Annotated in this window: 15 protein-coding genes and 2 pseudogenes; 13 read left to right on the forward strand and 4 right to left on the reverse strand. The window is 35.6% G+C overall.

The window, feature by feature from the left end:
• Nucleotides 1-177: 177 nt before the first annotated feature.
• Together JMM81_RS21665 and JMM81_RS21670 are read right to left on the reverse strand one after the other, a co-directional pair.
• Nucleotides 178-345, reverse strand: a pseudogene (locus tag JMM81_RS21665) (recombinase family protein); the annotation flags it as partial.
• A gap of 819 nt (nt 346-1,164) precedes the next feature.
• Entirely contained in the window at nt 1,165-2,082 is a 918-nt protein-coding gene (locus tag JMM81_RS21670; RefSeq protein ID WP_256243629.1) for a LysR family transcriptional regulator, read from the reverse strand.
• A 654-nt stretch (nt 2,083-2,736) separates the two neighbouring features.
• Here JMM81_RS21670 and JMM81_RS21675 point away from each other — a divergent pair.
• The 4 genes from JMM81_RS21675 (at nt 2,737) to JMM81_RS21690 (ending at nt 7,648) form a co-directional block, all read left to right on the forward strand.
• Nucleotides 2,737-3,957 (forward strand): thiolase family protein, encoded by a 1,221-nt coding sequence (locus JMM81_RS21675; protein ID WP_256243630.1) that lies wholly within the window; start codon nt 2,737-2,739, stop codon nt 3,955-3,957.
• 101 nt (nt 3,958-4,058) lie between these two features.
• Nucleotides 4,059-5,651 (forward strand): acyl CoA:acetate/3-ketoacid CoA transferase, encoded by a 1,593-nt coding sequence (locus JMM81_RS21680; protein ID WP_256243631.1) that lies wholly within the window; start codon nt 4,059-4,061, stop codon nt 5,649-5,651.
• A gap of 46 nt (nt 5,652-5,697) precedes the next feature.
• A complete protein-coding gene (locus JMM81_RS21685) occupies nt 5,698-5,829 on the forward strand; it encodes an FbpB family small basic protein (RefSeq protein ID WP_256243633.1) in 132 nt (43 codons plus the stop codon).
• A gap of 502 nt (nt 5,830-6,331) precedes the next feature.
• Nucleotides 6,332-7,648 (forward strand): MFS transporter, encoded by a 1,317-nt coding sequence (locus JMM81_RS21690; protein WP_256243634.1) that lies wholly within the window; start codon nt 6,332-6,334, stop codon nt 7,646-7,648.
• Between the two features lie 580 nt (nt 7,649-8,228).
• Here JMM81_RS21690 and JMM81_RS21695 read toward each other — a convergent pair.
• Nucleotides 8,229-8,717, reverse strand: coding sequence for a ferritin (locus JMM81_RS21695; RefSeq protein WP_256243644.1), 489 nt, complete (start codon nt 8,715-8,717; stop codon nt 8,229-8,231).
• A 445-nt stretch (nt 8,718-9,162) separates the two neighbouring features.
• Nucleotides 9,163-9,567, reverse strand: a complete 405-nt coding sequence (locus tag JMM81_RS21700; protein WP_256243635.1) for a hypothetical protein — start codon at nt 9,565-9,567, stop codon at nt 9,163-9,165.
• A gap of 716 nt (nt 9,568-10,283) precedes the next feature.
• On the opposite strand from JMM81_RS21700, the pseudogene JMM81_RS23330 reads away from it, so the two are divergent.
• From JMM81_RS23330 to JMM81_RS21745, 9 genes and pseudogenes are all read left to right on the forward strand, one after another.
• Nucleotides 10,284-10,926, forward strand: a pseudogene (locus JMM81_RS23330) (IS4 family transposase); the annotation flags it as partial.
• A gap of 712 nt (nt 10,927-11,638) precedes the next feature.
• Nucleotides 11,639-11,764: a hypothetical protein gene (locus JMM81_RS21710; RefSeq protein ID WP_256243636.1), complete on the forward strand. Its 126-nt coding sequence runs from the start codon at nt 11,639-11,641 to the stop codon at nt 11,762-11,764.
• A 26-nt stretch (nt 11,765-11,790) separates the two neighbouring features.
• Nucleotides 11,791-12,078 (forward strand): DUF2325 domain-containing protein, encoded by a 288-nt coding sequence (locus JMM81_RS21715; protein ID WP_256243637.1) that lies wholly within the window; start codon nt 11,791-11,793, stop codon nt 12,076-12,078.
• A gap of 173 nt (nt 12,079-12,251) precedes the next feature.
• Nucleotides 12,252-13,316, forward strand: a complete 1,065-nt coding sequence (locus JMM81_RS21720) for an ABC transporter substrate-binding protein (protein WP_256243638.1) — start codon at nt 12,252-12,254, stop codon at nt 13,314-13,316.
• A gap of 72 nt (nt 13,317-13,388) precedes the next feature.
• Nucleotides 13,389-14,402, forward strand: coding sequence for a FecCD family ABC transporter permease (locus JMM81_RS21725; RefSeq protein WP_256243639.1), 1,014 nt, complete (start codon nt 13,389-13,391; stop codon nt 14,400-14,402).
• Nucleotides 14,399-15,436, forward strand: a complete 1,038-nt coding sequence (locus JMM81_RS21730) for a FecCD family ABC transporter permease (protein WP_256243640.1) — start codon at nt 14,399-14,401, stop codon at nt 15,434-15,436. Before JMM81_RS21725 ends, JMM81_RS21730 begins: the two co-directional genes overlap by 4 nt.
• Before the next feature lie 32 nt (nt 15,437-15,468).
• Complete coding sequence (locus tag JMM81_RS21735) at nt 15,469-16,305, forward strand: ABC transporter ATP-binding protein (protein WP_256243641.1); 837 nt, start codon at nt 15,469-15,471, stop codon at nt 16,303-16,305.
• Nucleotides 16,306-16,406: 101 nt separating this feature from the next.
• Entirely contained in the window at nt 16,407-16,709 is a 303-nt protein-coding gene (locus JMM81_RS21740) for a (2Fe-2S)-binding protein (protein WP_256243642.1), read from the forward strand.
• A gap of 305 nt (nt 16,710-17,014) precedes the next feature.
• Nucleotides 17,015-17,602 (forward strand): nitroreductase family protein, encoded by a 588-nt coding sequence (locus JMM81_RS21745; protein ID WP_256243643.1) that lies wholly within the window; start codon nt 17,015-17,017, stop codon nt 17,600-17,602.
• Nucleotides 17,603-17,873: the final 271 nt, after the last annotated feature.

Consider the following 17,873-nt stretch of genomic DNA (forward strand, 5'->3'; position numbering starts at 1 on the left):
TGATCTAACGAGTGCTTTAGCTCAATAACTAAGAACAATTTTTGAAGTTCTTTTAAATTTTTCGATCTTCAGCAATAGGGCGCTTTTTTTATATTTGAATTTCCTTAATGTTGTAAACCCGTACTTTCCTGACGCTATTCCTACTATTAAATAGTTTAAGAGCTCGCAGATTTCAGTTCCTTCACGAACAAAATCAAGAGCTTTTTGGAATTGCTCTCGATTATTTACTGCAGCACCAGGTTTCTTCTCTGTAAATGTTTTTTCTGCGCCAAAACTTTTCAAGTTTTCAACTTGCCGTTCTAAATTTTGATCTTCAGTAGAAACTCTAGCATAAGCAACTTTCATTACGTAATTTTTCTCCTTTTACAAATCTATTTAATAGAGACCCTAATCATACACTCAAAACTAACAATAATGCTTAAGTGGTTGTTTACGGTGTAACCTAAATAGATATTGAATAAAGAATATGAAACAATGGACGAGAATCCAAAAAAAGGAAGTAACAAAAACCAATGGCTTTTGGCAATATAGCAGGCGACCTTTTGTGTGTTTGAAAATAAAATACAAGCTATGACCCAAAATTATATGTATCTCGGCTGCCCCTTTAGTTCATATAAATAAGGTATTCCTCAAAGATTATGCAAGATAATTAATGAATTAGAAAGCAGTATGGAAGTTTGTATTATTTTTCAAGTTGGGAAACAGTAACAGAACAGAGCATGGGGCCTTAACCTTAAAATGTACACATAACTCCTATTTTTCAAATTGATGTATAAACCGTATCTTTTAGAGAAAATATAAAATACATTGATTAAACCACAGAAGTTGTCTAACGGGAGAGGGCAATTTCTGTGGTTATTTTATTTAGCTATTTGGTGCCAAAGTTCAATAAATGCGAGCCGGTTTCGGTTTCAACAACCTTTAATGATATTATCTCTTTTCAAGAATCGAGCGCGTTTGTTAAACAAGAAGTAAAAGGGTGGTACATATTAGTCATGTATAATATGTACCACCCTTTATTTTTTATGACTTTTTACTTTTAGGTCTTGATAATGTAAATTAGTCTTAGTATTTGCATCAGAACCGAAAAAAGATTCTATGAACAAAAATACCACAAAAACATTTGTGGTATTTTTGTTTTTATATTCTGTTTCCTTCTATTAATTAATCAATGCCTTTATAATTATCTTTTGCCATATTGAGAAAAGCAAGTGCCGGAGCTGATAATACTTCACCTTTTTTATAAGCAACAACCACATTATATTTAATAGGTGGTTTACCAATTGTATAAATATTTGATTTGGAAAGTTCGTTATTTTTCAGAATCACCTCTGGAATGATGGTTAAACCGATTCCGTTAGCCGCTAATCGATAGGCATTTTCAATATTGGTTGTTTCTAAAATAATATCAGGTTTAATGGAATGGTCATAAAAAAATTGATCTGTTAGTCTTCTTAAACCAAGCCCTTGTTTCAGTAGAATAAATTTTTCCCCCGTTAAACTTTGGGTATCCATAGGAAAATGTACGATATTGTGGCCCAGATCTGAAGAATAATACTTATGTCCTTCGGGAACCACAAGGAATATTTTTTCCTCATATAAGTTCTCATACGTGATATCGGGATTAAAAATAGGCAACATATTTAAACAAATATCAATTTTACGTTGAAGCAATAATTGTTCAATGACAATAGAGGTTTCTTCAACTAAATCAATTTCGATCCCAGGATAAGTAAAAATATATTGTGGCAATAAATCATAGAGTGTATGAGAGCCTAAAATAGGATTAATCCCAAGTGTTAGACGGCCTTTCTTCATATTGGTAATGGCTTCTATTTCATATTTCATATTTCGATAGGTTTTTTCGATTTCACCCATATAGGCTAAATACCGTTCACCAGCATAGGTAAGAGTGATTGGAGTTTCATTTCTGTTAATTAACTCAACCCCCAAGTCATCCTCTAATTTTTTAATAAATTTACTTAAATAGGGCTGGGATATAAATAAAGCTCTAGCTGCACTGGAAAAATTCCCTTGTTCAGCAATTGCTCGTAAATATTCACTTGATAAATCTTTTGTCATATAAATCTCCTCTGTATCAATTCTAGTTATATTAAAGGTTCCAATTTGGAATATACTTTTTAAATGGTTACTTAAAAGAAGGATAAAGTTAAATCTATTATATAATAAATTCAAATCGATATTTTACAATTTTTTATAAAAAACGAAAATTTAGAAAAATATATTAATTATTATATAAAAGTTATAAATTTTATTCCATATTAGTTATATTATTTCAAGAAAATAGTTAATAACGATACGTGTAAAATTTACTATTAACTGAAAAATTAGGTTTAGAGAGATACATTTCTTAATTTGTTTCTTTTATCTATAACAAAATGATTATACTTTCGATATATATAAAGGTATTTTTAAATTATTTAGAATTGTGGGATTATTACAGTGTAAGTTATTGATAGAAATTAGTCGATCATTTTAGATTAAAAGTAGTAGGTTTTATTATCTATTAAACAAAAATGGAAACGGTATCAAAAATTTGTTTAGGTCCTATTAGGTAATTAACTGAATATATGACTGGACAAGTATTGTCTGTTAACGGTGGGTGGTATATGTAAGGAAAGTCTTCACCAGCTTTAATCTAGAAGACTGAATAAGCTTCTAAGATAAAATTGAGTAATCACATAGGAAAAGTAATGAATTGGAGAGGTGTAATAAATGAGTAAAGTAGTCATTACAAGTGGAGCCAGAACAGCAGTAGGAGCTTTTCTTGGTGGTTTAAAAACAGTTCCCGTTGAAGAATTAGCGGCAATCGCTATTAAAGAGGCTTTAAAACGTTCTAATGATCTTGACCCCAAATTAGTCAATGATGTTGTACTTGGTCATGTTGAGTCATCTGGTGATGCACCAAACTTAGGGCGAAATGCGGCATTACTCGCTGGATTAGACCATGTACCAGGTTATACACTTAACCGTATTTGTGGTTCAGGTATTCAATCAATCGTGAATGCAACACAAGATATTTTAACGGGGAATTCCGAAATCGTTGTAGCTGGTGGGGCAGAAAGTTTATCAAGGGCTCCCTACTATCTTCCTTTAGAAGTACGTTACGGTGGTTTCAAAATGGGGAATCAAGAATTAAGAGATGCAAATACGAAGTATCATCATAACTGTCAACCATATCCGCAATTTCCAATTATGCATATGGGTAACACTGCAGAGAATGTTGTAAACAAGTATGAAATTTCAAGAGAAGATCAAGATCTATTTGCTTACAATAGCCAAATGAGAGCCAAAGCTGCGATCGAAGGTGGGAGATTTGAGAAAGAAATCGTTCCAGTAGAAATCAAAGGCAGAAAAGGTGCTGTCACCATTATGAATAAGGATGAACATCCTAAACCACATACGACGTTAGAAGCTCTTGCTAAACTAAGACCAGCCTTTGAAAAAGACGGTAGTGTTACGGCAGGTAACGCCTCAGGACTAAATGATGGCGGTGCAGCAGTCGTTGTCATGTCTGAAGATAGAGCAAACGAATTAGGACTAGCTCCAATGGCTGAAATTGTTGATTTCGCTGTAGCAGGACTTGATCCATCAGTCATGGGACTGGGGCCAGTGTTTGCGATTCAAAAACTTCTTGAAAAAACAGGAATGGCAAAAGAAGACATTGATTTATATGAAATCAATGAAGCATTCGCAGGCCAAATGCTTGGTTGTATGAAAGAATTAGAGATGTATTTGGATAGCCCATTATATGACAGGATCAACGTAAATGGTGGTGCAGTAGCCCTGGGTCATCCGCTAGGAATGAGTGGAACAAGAATTACGATTTCATTAATGTATGAACTAATTGAAAGAAACGCGAGATACGGGATTGCCAGTGCATGTATTGGCGGCGGTATGGGAATTGCCCTATTAATGAAAAACCCAAATGCTTAAATAGTAGGATACCCGTGCTTAGTGTAATGACTAAGCACGGTACCTCCTTATAAACAGTATTTATTTGAATATATAGACAAGAGACAAGGGAGATGACAAGCATGAGTAAAATTATTTCAGCAGAAGAAGCAGCGAAATTAATAAAAGATCATGACTTCGTAGCGACAACAGGTACTTCGGGATTAGCCGGTTTACCTGAAGAGTTAATTGCTAGTATTGGAGAAAGATATAAAAAAGAACAAAGCCCGAAAAATATCACCTTCATGAATGGCTCTGGAATCGGAATTAATACAGAAGGAAGAGGAATGGATTACCTTGCACAGGAAGGTTTGATCAAACGCGTTATCTCTGGTCATGCAGGTTTCTCCCACCGTATGTCACGGTTTATCACTGAGGATAAAGTGGAAGCATATTTTTTTCCGCAAGGAGTTATCACTCAGCTTTGGCGGTCAATCGCAGGCAAAAAGCCGGGAGTTATTACAAAGGTAGGTTTAAACACGCTTATGGACCCGAGAATACAAGGTGGAAAAATCAACGCGGTGACAAAGGAAGATTTGATCAGTGTCGTTGAATTGAATGGGGAAGAATGGCTTCATTATGCGAATCTCCCTGTCAATGTGGCGATTATTCGCGGGACGACAGCAGACGTAAATGGGAATATTACAACAGAACGTGAAGTGGCTAATTTTGAAATTCTAGCGCTTGCGACGGCTGTTAGAAATAATGGCGGTATTGTCATTGCACAAGTTGAAAAGATTGCGGAAGCAGGGTCTCTTAATCCAAAACGGGTTCGAGTGCCTGGTGTCATGGTAGACTATGTTGTCGTATCACAAAATCCGGAATATCACTACCAAACAATGGCAACGGATTATAATCCGGCCCTTTCAGGAGAGTTAAGAGTGCCACTTGACTCCATAAAACCGGCTAAGTTGGATGCGAGAAAAGTCATTTCAAGACGTGCAGCCATGGAATTATCTCCAAGCTCTATTGTGAACTTAGGTGTGGGAATGCCTTCGTTAGTTTCCAGTGTTGCCACGGAAGAAGGAGTTGCAGATGAAATGACATTAACAGTAGAGTTTGGTCTTTTTGGAGGCTCCCCTGCCAGTGGTTTGGATTTTGGCGGTTCTTATAACCCGGATGCCATTATTAATCATGATGCAATGTTCGATTTTTATGATGGTGGCGGACTTGATGTTACATTTTTAGGAATGGCTCAGCTTGATCAGTATGGGGACGTCAATGTCAGCAAATTTGGTCCAAGAGTCATGGGGCCGGGAGGATTTATTAATATTAGTCAATCTTCCAAAAAGGTTGTGTTCATGGGTCAGTTTACTGTGGGATCAAAAGAAAAATTTGAAAATAATCAAATGGTGATCGAGAACCATGGAAAAGGAAAAAAGATCGTCGATCATGTAGAACAGATTACATTCAGCGGAAAATATGCATCGAAAGCAGGCATTCCGGTTTTATACATCACAGAAAGAGCAGTCTTTGATGTTGTAGACGGAAAATTAAGGTTAATTGAAATTGCTCCAGGGCTAGATCTGGAAAAAGATATTATTGACTGGATGGAATTCAGACCATTAATTGCTGAAAACTTGAAAACAATGGATCCAACCATATTCCAAGAACAATGGGGAAATCTTAAAAATATTATTGAAGAAAAGAAAAACTTTACTCTTGCATATAACTAAAAAATTCTTCCTTAGCCAATAAGGAAATAAGGATGATGGATTAAAAATGAATAAACGAAAAAAGCATTCTTTTGAGGAGCTTGTTAAGAAAAATAAACTTGAATTATTACGTGATCAAGCTGCAATTGAACAAATCGAAGAAAGGTTAGAAAAAAAATATTTAAGTAAAGCAGAATAGTAGGTAGCATTATTTCGTTCCAATCATAACAAAATAGTAGGTTTAGAGATTTGATTTTCAAGGGTATAAGGGATAATTAGGAAAGAGCTTTGTTTAACTTCATTCAGCAAATGCTTTTTGTACCGAAAGTTTGCGACAGGTACAGAAGTCCTCCACTTCTGTAAGTGGGGGATGAATGCAAAAAGCTCTCTGATTCAGTGGGGGTTCAAACCCCGGCTGAATGAAGTTAAGCCTCCGGCGATCCTTTCGATTTTTTAAAGGTCATTTATCGAGCGAGCTCGACGACGGACAGGACGTCCTAGTCAGGCGAAAGCCACAGGATGTGGCTTTCTGAAGCGTGATAAAAATCCGGGCGCAAATTCGGAGGGGCGAATTTGATAGGTATAAGCAAGTCATTAAGCAAAAGGCTCTTTCCTAATTTATTAATCAGAAAAATAATTAGAATAATCGCAATTAATAAATTATTATTATTGGGATGAAATACGACTGGAGATGAACAGATATGAACGAAAAAACAATTTCTTTAGAGCAGAGAACGGTAAAAAAAATAATGAAACGAATTTTGCCCTTTGCATTACTACTGTATATTATTGCTTTTTTAGATCGGGTCAACATGGGATATGCCGCACTTGAAATGAATGCAGAACTTGCTTTGTCAGCAGAAGTTTTTGGGCTTCTCTCTGGTATTTTCTTCCTTGGGTACTTCTTTTTTGAAGTTCCAAGTAACATCTTAATGGAACGGTTTGGAGCAAGAGTCTGGATTACTCGAATTATGGTTACTTGGGGAATCGTTGTTGTTTTAACTGGTTTTGTACAATCAGCCACCCATTTATATATTGCACGTTTCTTGTTAGGTGTGGCAGAAGCTGGTTTTTTCCCAGGAATTCTTCTTTATCTTACGTACTGGTTTAGATCAACAGAAAGAGGACGTGCTTATTCATTGTTTCTCATTTCTATGCCTCTTGCAGGGTTGATCGGGGCTCCATTTTCTACATGGATTATGGATAATATAAGCTGGTTTTCCTTATCAGGATGGAGATGGATGTTCATTATTGCAGGACTTTTAACCATTGCGCTAGGGATCATGTGTTTTTATTATTTAACCGATCGTCCAAGAGATGCTAAATGGCTTAAAAGTGATGAACGAGATTGGATCGAGCAAGAACTAGAAAATGAAAAAATGAGTCAAAAAACGAAAAAAACAGAAAAAACATCTAAGCTGGCTGCGTTTAAAAACCCTATATTATGGTCATTTGCCTTTACTTACTTTTCTGTCTATACAGGGGTTTACGCATTATCGTTTTGGCTTCCAACGATTATTGGAAGTTTTTCAGGACAATTATCAAATACGACGATTGGTCTTATTGCGATGATTCCTTCTCTTGCTGCTATTCCTTCCATGATTATTTGGGGAAGATGCTCAGATAGGAAATTAGATAAGAAAATGTATGTCATTCTCCCAATGATTTTGGCAGCATTCGGATTCGCCGGTACGGGATTTGTTAGTAGTCCTTTGATGGCTATAGTTTGTATTACATTGGCATCAATGGGATTATATAGTTTTACCGGTCCATTTTTTGCGATGTTGTCATTATCTTTAAGCGAAAAACAAGCGGCTGTCGGAATTGCTGCTGTTAATACGTTGGCAAGTCTCGGTGGTTTTGTCGGACCAATCCTTTTAGGGTATTTTGATTTAACGGGCGGAATGCTTTTTATAGGAGTGCTTTTAATTGTTGCGTTCCTACCACTTTTAATGATGAAGAGAAACAGAGCCCAACTAGAGGGGGTAGTAGATTCATCTTTGGAAAAAGTAAATTAAAAATAGAAGATTGGGTTTTATAATAGACAGATATAGACTAGACGTTAAAATGAGGATGTCTCCGTGGCTATCAAGTAAAGGTTCAAAAGTTTTTCACTTTTGAACCTTTTATTAATCTTATAAAAAATTCGAAATTCGTAGCGATAAGCTTGATCACGAGAATTCTTCATCATTTGCATAACTTGCTGTCCCCACAAGGATTTCTTTCTGTATGGTAAAAATGATAGCCATACAATTCTATTGGTCATTAGCCTGTGCCGAAGGTTTGGTTTTTTTACGTAAGACAAAAAGAATATTAATAACTTTGATTTTGAAGTAAAGAACAAGTTAGTGATTATTACGCTTAATAAGCCTCCTTTAAATATCATGACCATCGCAGAAAACAAAAAATTAATGAATCATGAGAACACTTGAAATACAAGAAAAAAGACGCTTTCCCTATTAAAGAAAGCGCCTAATTGTTGGAGATCATAGGCTAGTGAAGCCGGTTCGGACTTCAATTGGCAGTAGCATTTAAATGATCAAGATACTGTTCATATTGTGAAGGAAATGAATGAAGTATGATTCAGCAAATGTTGTCTTACTTTGCTTCGCCAATTTTCAAATCGTATATCAGTAAAGAATTAGGGTCGTTATTCATTCGTTTTAATTTTTGGATGATATTATTAAATGAAGATTCTTCCTCTACTTGTTCATCGAGGAACCATTTTAAAAAGGAAATCGTTGCATATTCTTTTTCATCCCCAGCAATTTCAGAGAGGTTATAAATTCGGCTCGTCACTTCTTTTTCATGTTCGAGTCCTTTTTCAAAAGCATCCAAAACAGACTCAAACTTATTATTTGGATTTTCAAAACCAGAAATGCTCGCCTGTTCTCCGCGATTCTGAATGTATTTATAAATCTTCATTCCGTGAGCTCTTTCTTCTTCAGCTTGATCGTGGAAGAATTTTGCAAAACCATCATAATTTTCATTTTCACAGTAAGAGGCCATTGCAAGATAGACATGGGAAGAATAAAATTCATAGTTCATTTGATCAGTTAAAGCCTCGTATAAGGTAGCTGATAACATTGTACTTGCACTTTTATTTAGTTTTGACAACATAAAAAATCCCCCTTTCATGTAATAGTTTAAGTCTACTATAAAAAGGTTTTTATCACAATTATTAGCTTATCGTTATTATTTTATAAAAAGTATTTCATATTAAATCACGGTTATAATTAATTATAACCGTGATTTAATATGAAATAGATTACCTTTCTTTTGAAAAAAGTTAGAGTGCCTCTTTTTTTACAATGTGCTTTCCAATTTTAATAGAGAGTTTTTTTATCAATATGAATGGTTTGGACTTACAAATTTTGCATTTCCCAAGACACCCTTTTTCTTTCATTTTTACATTTGGATAGAGATCTATTAATATTTTGAATAATCTTTTTAGTTGAAAATCATTTTTACAGCAATAATAAACCGCTTTCATTTCTATTCTCTCCCTATCCTCATAATATGATCGTAACCATCATGATCCAACTGGTATTTTGCCGGATATTCTATCATAAAGAAAAGATAACTCTTTTTTTTTCTCTGAAAGGCTTAAAAATAGTTGCTTATTACGAGATTCTAAGGCTTTATCTAATTGAAAGGACAAATTGAAATAATCGAGCATACAATCAATAACTGGCATGGCTTTATCAGAGTTAATCGCTTCTTCAAGTTTCTTGACCCATATATAGTCTTTTATTTTTTCATTAACACTTATTAAAACAAACCATCCAACTCCTAAAATATATTTTCCCTGGTTAGAAATGGTTAAAACATCTCCACATTGTAAAGTTTTTGAATTGCTCACAAGGTTCTCTTTTTTGTACCCATAATATAAACACTCTACCTCAATACCGTTTTTATCAGTGACAATTAAATCCATCCCTGTTACTCTCCCTCCCAAACATCCCTGAAACAAAATTCTATAAATCTAGCAAGTATTCCATATGAACTTTAAAATTATTTCTCTGATCTTAATGCGTTAAGTTGTTTAAAAGATGTATTTGATTTGTCATATCTTCGAAATCATATTTCTTCTTTTCATTTTAAAAATGATGAAGCTTAAATATAGTTCTAATTTATTGACTGATAACTATTATCATTCTCTTCAATACTAATGATAATAGTTATCAATTAAAATTTCAAGAATAAATTAAAAATTATTAACTCAAACTTCGCACTTAAATAAGTAGGCAGAATTTGATACTTGTCTTTTGTCTCACTTTTCATCATAAAAGCTGGTTTACTCTCTTACAAAGTAAGAAAGGGGATCGTTATTCCGGCAAAGATACTATTTATCATGTTCTGAATCATTCGAAGTTTGCTTGGCGTCGCTTTTTAACTTCATTCAGCAGAAGTCCTCCACTTCTGTAAGTGGGGGATGAATGCAAAAAGCTCTCTGATTCAGTGGGGGTTCAAACCCCGACTGAATGAAGTTAAGCCTCCGGCGGATGCCTCGGATTTTTTAAAGGTAATTGATCGAGCGAGCTCGATAAAAATCCGGGCGCAAATTCGGCGGGGCGAATTTGATTGTTAGCACCATTCAAATGGTCAGTGTCCTTACAGATTCAAATCGACCAAAAGTATTGATCTTTGACGATTCCATATATGATTGAACGCGTCTTAAAAGCAGGTTTGTCAGTTGATTATGTGTTGATGGACAGGATAACTTGGTTTACGCAACAGCCTCTTATCCAATCCATCGTGGAAATCGGTCTGGATGTGATTGGCATGGTTAAGGCAACCAACGTTATTTGGTGAACAACCACAGGCTTTCCTTGAATGAATTGTATAAAGTAGCGATACCTGTACAAGGCAAGAAAGAGATTTTGCGTTCCATTCACACAGCGATGGCCAACGGTGTCCAAGTGAAGGTTATCTTTATTCAAAACCGTAATAAAAAGAGCAAATGACTTGCCATTTTCAGCACCGATTGTACGCTTTTCGAACAGGGAATTGTAGGAATCTATGGTATGTGATGGGATATTGAGGTCTTCTTTAAGGCGAAAAAATTGCTATTACGTCTGGAAAAGGAGTTCGAAGGGACGTCTTAGGATTTACTCATTAGCCACACAATCATTGTATTTGCTCACTATATCGTCTCCTGTCGTGGTAGAATCGCTGCAACACGGATCAGGGTGCATTAGGAGGACTTTTTTATGAACTTTACGATGAAGTATCTGAACTTGATTGGGCTGTAGCTCTACAGCAATTAATCGAGCTTCTTGAAGATACCATCAAATTCGCCCCGCCGAATTTGCGCCCGGATTTTTATCGAGCTCGCTCGATAAATGACCTTTAAAAAATCCGAGGCATCCGTCGGAGGCTTAACTTCATTCAGTCGGGGTTTGAACCCCCACTGAATCAGAGAGCTTTTTGCATTCATCCCCCACTTACAGAAGTGGAGGACTTCTGTACCTGTCGCAAACTTTCGGTACAAAAAGCATTTGCTGAATGAAGTTAAACAAGACCAATAAAAAAGTTCAAAAACTAATCAAAAGTCAACTTCAGTAATGGATCGACGACCTTCCCAATTATATCAAGGCTTATTTGCCGAGTTCAGTCTACGAAGTTTGAGTTATGAAAATAATTACATTATCCCACTTGACAATGATAATCATTTTCATTTAAAGTTGTTAATTAAACAAGGACAATAATTATCATTTATGTTTGGATATCCGAGAATACGTAAAAAACTGTTTTTACCCACTTACTAATACAGATCTCTGAAAATGGGTTCTAGTTTAAATATTAAAGACAGGAAACTTTTCAATAAAAAGGATAGTTAAATTTGTTAATAAGAAAAATGTTATAAAAAATAGATTAGATTAACGAGGGGGGAATCGGCAACAACTTAAACAATTATAAGAAAAAGTTATGTGAGAATACATAAAAACAGATAGTAAACACACATGTAGATTGGAAGACGAAAAATATATGGGGAGGGGAAGGAAATGACTAAAATTATCATTTGTGATTGGTGTGGTTTTATTAACAATGAGGATGTTGTTGAGGATTATTATAGCAATTATCATTGTCTATGTTGTGGTGTGGACGACGTAGAAACAGCCGAAAGTTAACGATTTAAATTATGGAGGTGATATTCATGAGTTCTTTACTTATCATAGGTGCAGATCATTTAGGTTTTATTCCAGACAAATTATCATCTGTTGGATTTGATGAAGTCTTACATATTAATGGAAGAAAAGTACAAATGGTTAAAAAAGATATACCAGAAAAAATCAGTTGTATTCTTGTACTAACGGATTACGTAAATCATAATCTGTCAACTGTTATAAAGAAGCGAGCTAAAAATCACTCCATTCCCATTTATTATGCTAAGCGTTCTTGGTGTTCAATCTATAAAGCACTTAAAGGTGTAGTAAAGCTTTAAATTTTTTTGTTTTTTATTGAGAATGATTATCATTTATTTGGAGGGGATATGAATGGCAAGACAATTTTGATTTTTTGATTAACTGATATTGACTAAAATATCAAATTATACTATTATTATAATTGATAATGATTATCAATTTCAATTATTTTTTATTAAAAGGAGGAAATTTTATGTCTGGAATTACATACTCATTTGAAAGAAAGTATGCATTTTCTTTGCTTGCAATCTTTGTATCCCTTGTAATGTTTTTAGCTGGGTGCGGAAGTCAATCATTAGAAGAAGCATCGAAAGAAAATAAAGGAGCGGAACAGACAGAACAGAAAGAAGGAACTGAAGGAAAGCAAGCTGCAGAGTCAGAAGGTTCCCGTGAAATTACTCATGCAATGGGAACAACGACAATTAAGGGAACACCAAAAAGAGTTGTAACCTTATACCAAGGGGCTACCGATGTTGCAGTTGCGTTAGGTGTAACACCAGTAGGTATTGTGGAATCTTGGGTACAACAACCAGTATATGAATATTTAAGAGATGATTTAGAGGGTGTTCAACAGGTAGGGTTGGAAACACAGCCAAACCTAGAAGAGATCGCTAAACTTAAGCCAGATTTAATTATCGCTTCAAAATTACGTCATGAAAAAGTATATGACCAATTATCCCAAATTGCACCAACCGTAACACATGAAACAGTGTTTAAATTTAAAGAAACTGTTGATTTAATGGGAAAAGCAATGAATAAAGAAAAAAAAGCCAATCAACTTTTAGTAGATTGGGATAATCGGGTAGAAGATTTTAAAGGGAAAATTACTGATAAGTTAGGAGATCAATGGCCGATTGAGGTATCCGTTCTTAACTTTAGAACAGACCACGCACGTATTTATGTTACAGGTTTCGCTGGTGATATTTTAGGTGAGCTTGGGTTTGTACGACCTGAATCTCAACAAAAGGCAGCCGATGAGGGTAATGTAGTTCTAAAGTTAACAACTAAGGAAAGTATTCCTTCGATGAATGCAGACGTATTCTTCATTTTTAATGCTGATGGTCACAATGCAGACGCAGAAGCAATCCAACAGACTTATGATGAATGGACAAATCATCCGTTATGGAAAAACCTTGATGCTGTTAAAAATGGTCAAACTTACATGATAGATGAGGTTGCATGGAATATGGCAGGTGGTTATATTGGTGCAAACGATATGTTAGATCAAATCTATGACCATTTTGAATTAGAAAAATAGTTGTCTGTTAGATTAGGTAGGGGGATTTCCCCCTATTTTTTCATATAAAAAAATATTGAAAAGAGTGAGATTATGAAACCCTTCTTTCCTCGAACCTCACTAAAGATTCTTGGACTTTCGATTGGTCTATGTATTTTGTTTATTTCTTTTGCATCAAGTATTGTGTTTGGTCAAACACCGACATCTATTAAAACTGCTTTTAATGCTTTTGTTAATTTTGATGAATCTTCTACAGAACATATTATTATTACAACGACTCGTCTTTCAAGGGCAGTAATTGCTTCCGTAATTGGAGCAGGCCTTGCAATAGCTGGTGCACTCATGCAGGCTCTAACTAGAAATCCCCTTGCTTCACCAAGTATTTTTGGAATAAATGCAGGTGCCTTATTTTTTGTAGTAACTGCTACAGTTTTTTTCTCTGTTAATTCACTCATTCATTTGATGTGGATCGCATTTTTGGGAGCAGGTCTTGCTGCAATTATGGTTTTTTTACTTGGTTCTCTTGGAAGAGATGGTTTGTCTCCAATTAAGATTGTATTAGCGGGAGCTGCATTAACCGCCTTTTTTAGTTCATTCACTCAAGGGTTGCTTGTGATAGATGAACAAAGTTTAGAAGGGGTATTATTTTGGATAGGTGGATCAGTTGCGGGTAGAACATTGGATATGTTGACACCAGTTTTACCCTTCATGTTAGGGGCAGGTATTTTATCCTTCCTTTTAGGAAACTCCATAAATATTTTAACTACTGGAGAAGATATTGCAAAAGGATTAGGACAAAAAACTATTTTAGTTAAAACTCTAATGGGAATTGTAATTGTTTTTTTAGCTGGGGGGTCTGTGGCAGTAGGTGGTTCAATTGGATTTATAGGATTAATTGTACCCCATATAGTTCGTGGCTTAGTTGGTATTGATTATCGGTGGATTATCCCCTACTGTGCAATTTTTGGTGCTAGTTTGTTACTGCTAGCTGATATATTAGCTCGGTTTGTGATTATGCCAGAAGAAATGCCGATTGGAGTAATGACAGCCATGATTGGTGCACCATTTTTCATTTATATTGCACGAAGGGGGTTCAATAAGGAATGAGTAAACATACTACGATACGGAATCGATCAGGTACGGTTTCTATTTTGATTGAAAATAAAGCAGTTTTTGTATTCATATTACTTTTTTGCAGTTCTTTGTTGTTATTTGTTATAGGTTTATCAGTAGGCAGTACGATGATCAATCCCTTATTAATCCTTCAACATTTACTGGGAATGGGGAATGGAGAGCATTCATTTGTTCTTGAAACTCTAAGACTTCCTAGAATGATACTTGCTTTTCTAGCAGGGATTTGTCTAGCTGTATCTGGCCTTATTTTGCAAGGAGTGGTCCGAAATCCATTAGCTTCCCCTGATATTATTGGGATCACGGGTGGAGGGGCAGTTGCAGCTGTTTTATTTATTACCTATTTTTCAGAATATAGTATTAAGTTGCTTCCTTTTATAGTAATTATAGGTGCAGGAGTTGTTTCTCTCTTTATATACGTTTTGGCTTGGAAGAAGGGCGTAACACCAATAAGACTTGTACTCATTGGTATAGGTGTTCAAGCTGCAATGGGAGCTATTGTGACGATGTTAATGGTACTTAGCCCTACGTACTCCACTAGTGAAGCCTATATTTGGTTGACAGGTAGTGTTTATGGAGCAAATTGGAATAATGTTTACTCAATGTTGCCATGGGTGTTAATCTTCGTTCCACTTTCATTACTATTGTCTCGAAAGGTCAATGTGCAGGAACTAGGGGATGATCTGGCACAAGGTTTAGGATTAAAAGTTCAATTGACTCGATTTGGATTAATATGTATTAGTGTGGCTTTGGCTGGCGCTGCAGTTGCATTTGCCGGAGGAATAGGTTTTGTGGGGTTAATTGCTCCTCATATTGCACGAAAACTCGTTGGTAGATCATTTGGAAGTTTAGTTCCAGTTTCAGCTTTAGTAGGTGGGATCATTGTGGTATTGGCAGATATAGTTGCGCGAACAGCCTTTTTACCAATGGATCTACCAGCAGGGGTTTTCGTATCTGGTATAGGTGCTCCATTTTTTATTTATCTTTTATATAAGAATCGAAATATGTAATGTAATTGTATCACTAAAAAGGAGTTGGTAGTATGAGTTCATTAGAAGTAAGCTCCCTTACATTAGGTTATAGTGACACTATTATCATAGAAGATCTTGATCTTGAAATTCCTAAGGGAGAAATAACAGTTTTTGTTGGGGCAAATGGATGTGGAAAGTCAACCCTATTGCGTTCGCTTGCTCGTCTATTAAAGCCAAAGTCAGGTCACGTCTTATTGGAAGGCGATGTTGTAGGAAATCTATCAACAAAGGAAGTTGCCAAACGTCTTGCTATTTTACCTCAAGGTCCCATTGCTCCAGAAGGTCTTACTGTTTTACAGTTAGTCAAACAGGGACGATATCCGCATCAAAGCTGGTTAAAGCAATGGTCTAGGGAGGATGAAGAAGTAGTTAATCAAGCACTGGAAGCAACACAAATGAAGGAATTTTCCGAAAGAACAGTGGATTCATTATCGGGTGGCCAACGGCAACGAGCTTGGATTGGGATGACCTTGGCTCAAAAGACAGATATAATTTTATTAGATGAACCAACGACTTACCTAGATATGGCTCATCAAATTGAAGTGCTAGACCTTTTATTTGAGCTAAATGAGCAAGAGGGCCGAACCATTCTGATGGTTCTACATGATTTGAACTTAGCATGTCGTTATGCCCACAATATTGTGGCTGTCAGTAATCAAAAGGTATATTCACAGGGAAGACCAGAAGAAGTAATAACTTCGGATATGGTCAAAGATGTTTTTCATATGAATTGTGATATTATTAAAGGCCCGATATTCGGGACTCCTTTATGTATACCACACGGAAAGGGAAGACGGGTTGGAAGAAATGAAGAGTCTAGGAAAAGTATTTTATTATCCTCACACTAAAGTATTAATTTGATTTAGGTATTGCTACATTATCAATTTCAATTCATATTACTCCGGTTTTAGACATATTAAAAAAAATAGCTCGCGTTCCTGCATCAATATTGTGGGAAAACGTAGCCATTCGAATTAACTCAATTTATCGGAAAATACTAGCGGAAGAATCGGATCCGATTAAAATTGAAAGGGTAAACAGTGACTTCAATTTCCTAAAAAATGCAAGTGGAGATTTGTTTAATTTAAAAGAGAATCCGATTAAAGATTATTTAAAAATAGGAGAAGAGCTTAAATTGAATCCATTTCGGAAAACGTGCTGCATGTACTATAAATTAGAAGAAGATGTTGAAAAAATCGGTTATTGTGGCAATTGCCCAATTAAAAGTAAGGAGTCAAAGGTTAGAAATTAATAAAGTGAAGAATAATGATATTTTAAAGGTACAATGTTACATATGGAATAACTGATTAATTAAACGCTCAAACAAAAGAGTATCAATTAGGAAGTTTAATGATTGGTTGGGAAGCGCATCATTTTGACGCCGTTTCTGTTCTGTTCATCATCGGGATGGTTTGTGTATTGACAAGGTTGGTGTAGTGTTCAAGAACCGGAAGATCTTATCTCTTCATTGATTTTTAAGTAGATCTGAGTAAGTCGTATAGTATAAGAAAATATAATGAAAGACATGAATGTATGAAAAAGAAAGGTGGCTCTAACATGGATATATTTAAGGCAATATTCCAAAGAAGAACGATCGGCAAAGTGAAACCAGATCCAATTGAGAAAGAAAAAATTGAAAAATTACTTGAGGCAGCTATTTGGGCTCCGAATCATTATCATACAGAACCTTGGAAATTCTTTGTCTTAACTGGGGATGGGAGACGCCCTCTAGGTAGAACATTAGCTGAAATTGCAAAAGAAAATATGGATGATCCAACAACAGAGGAAAATCAAGAGAAGTTAAAAAAAGCGGAGGAAAAACCGTTTCGGGCACCTGTTATTATTACAGTAGCAGTAACTCCATCTGATAATCCGAAAGTCATAGATATTGAAGAGGTAGGGGCAGTAAACGCTGCGATTCAAAATATGCTTTTAGCTGCTCATGCTCTCGGACTCGGCGCTATTTGGCGTACAGGAAAGCCTGCCTACCATTCAAAAATGAAAAAATTATTCGGATTAAGGGAACGGGATGAGGTGTTAGGATTTATTTACATCGGTTATCCAGACATTCCTCAACGGGAGGGAAAGAGAGTTTCTTTTACAGAAAAGACGAAGTGGATCGAAGTAGATACAACTGTATATTAAATTCACATAGTAAAGACAACCAAAATCCATAGTAACTCATCCAAAGGGACTAGTGGGTTTTGGTATAATTGGATGCCGTTTTCTGTAGCCAATCATCAGCTATTGAGGTATTATCGGCGATCAAGTAGGCTACATTAGTGATTGCTTGTACTTACGTATCGCTAGTTTCGCATACGTCAATAAAGCAAACCTCAGACTCCTCTTTTGTGTTATCATTTTAGGCGAGAAGACTCCCACTTCAATTTTGTGAAGGGCAACACCCAAAAATAAG

Origin of the sequence: Bacillus sp. V3B (assembly GCF_024494465.1) — a bacterium.
Classification (GTDB): Bacteria; Bacillota; Bacilli; order Bacillales; family Cytobacillaceae; genus Bacillus_BD.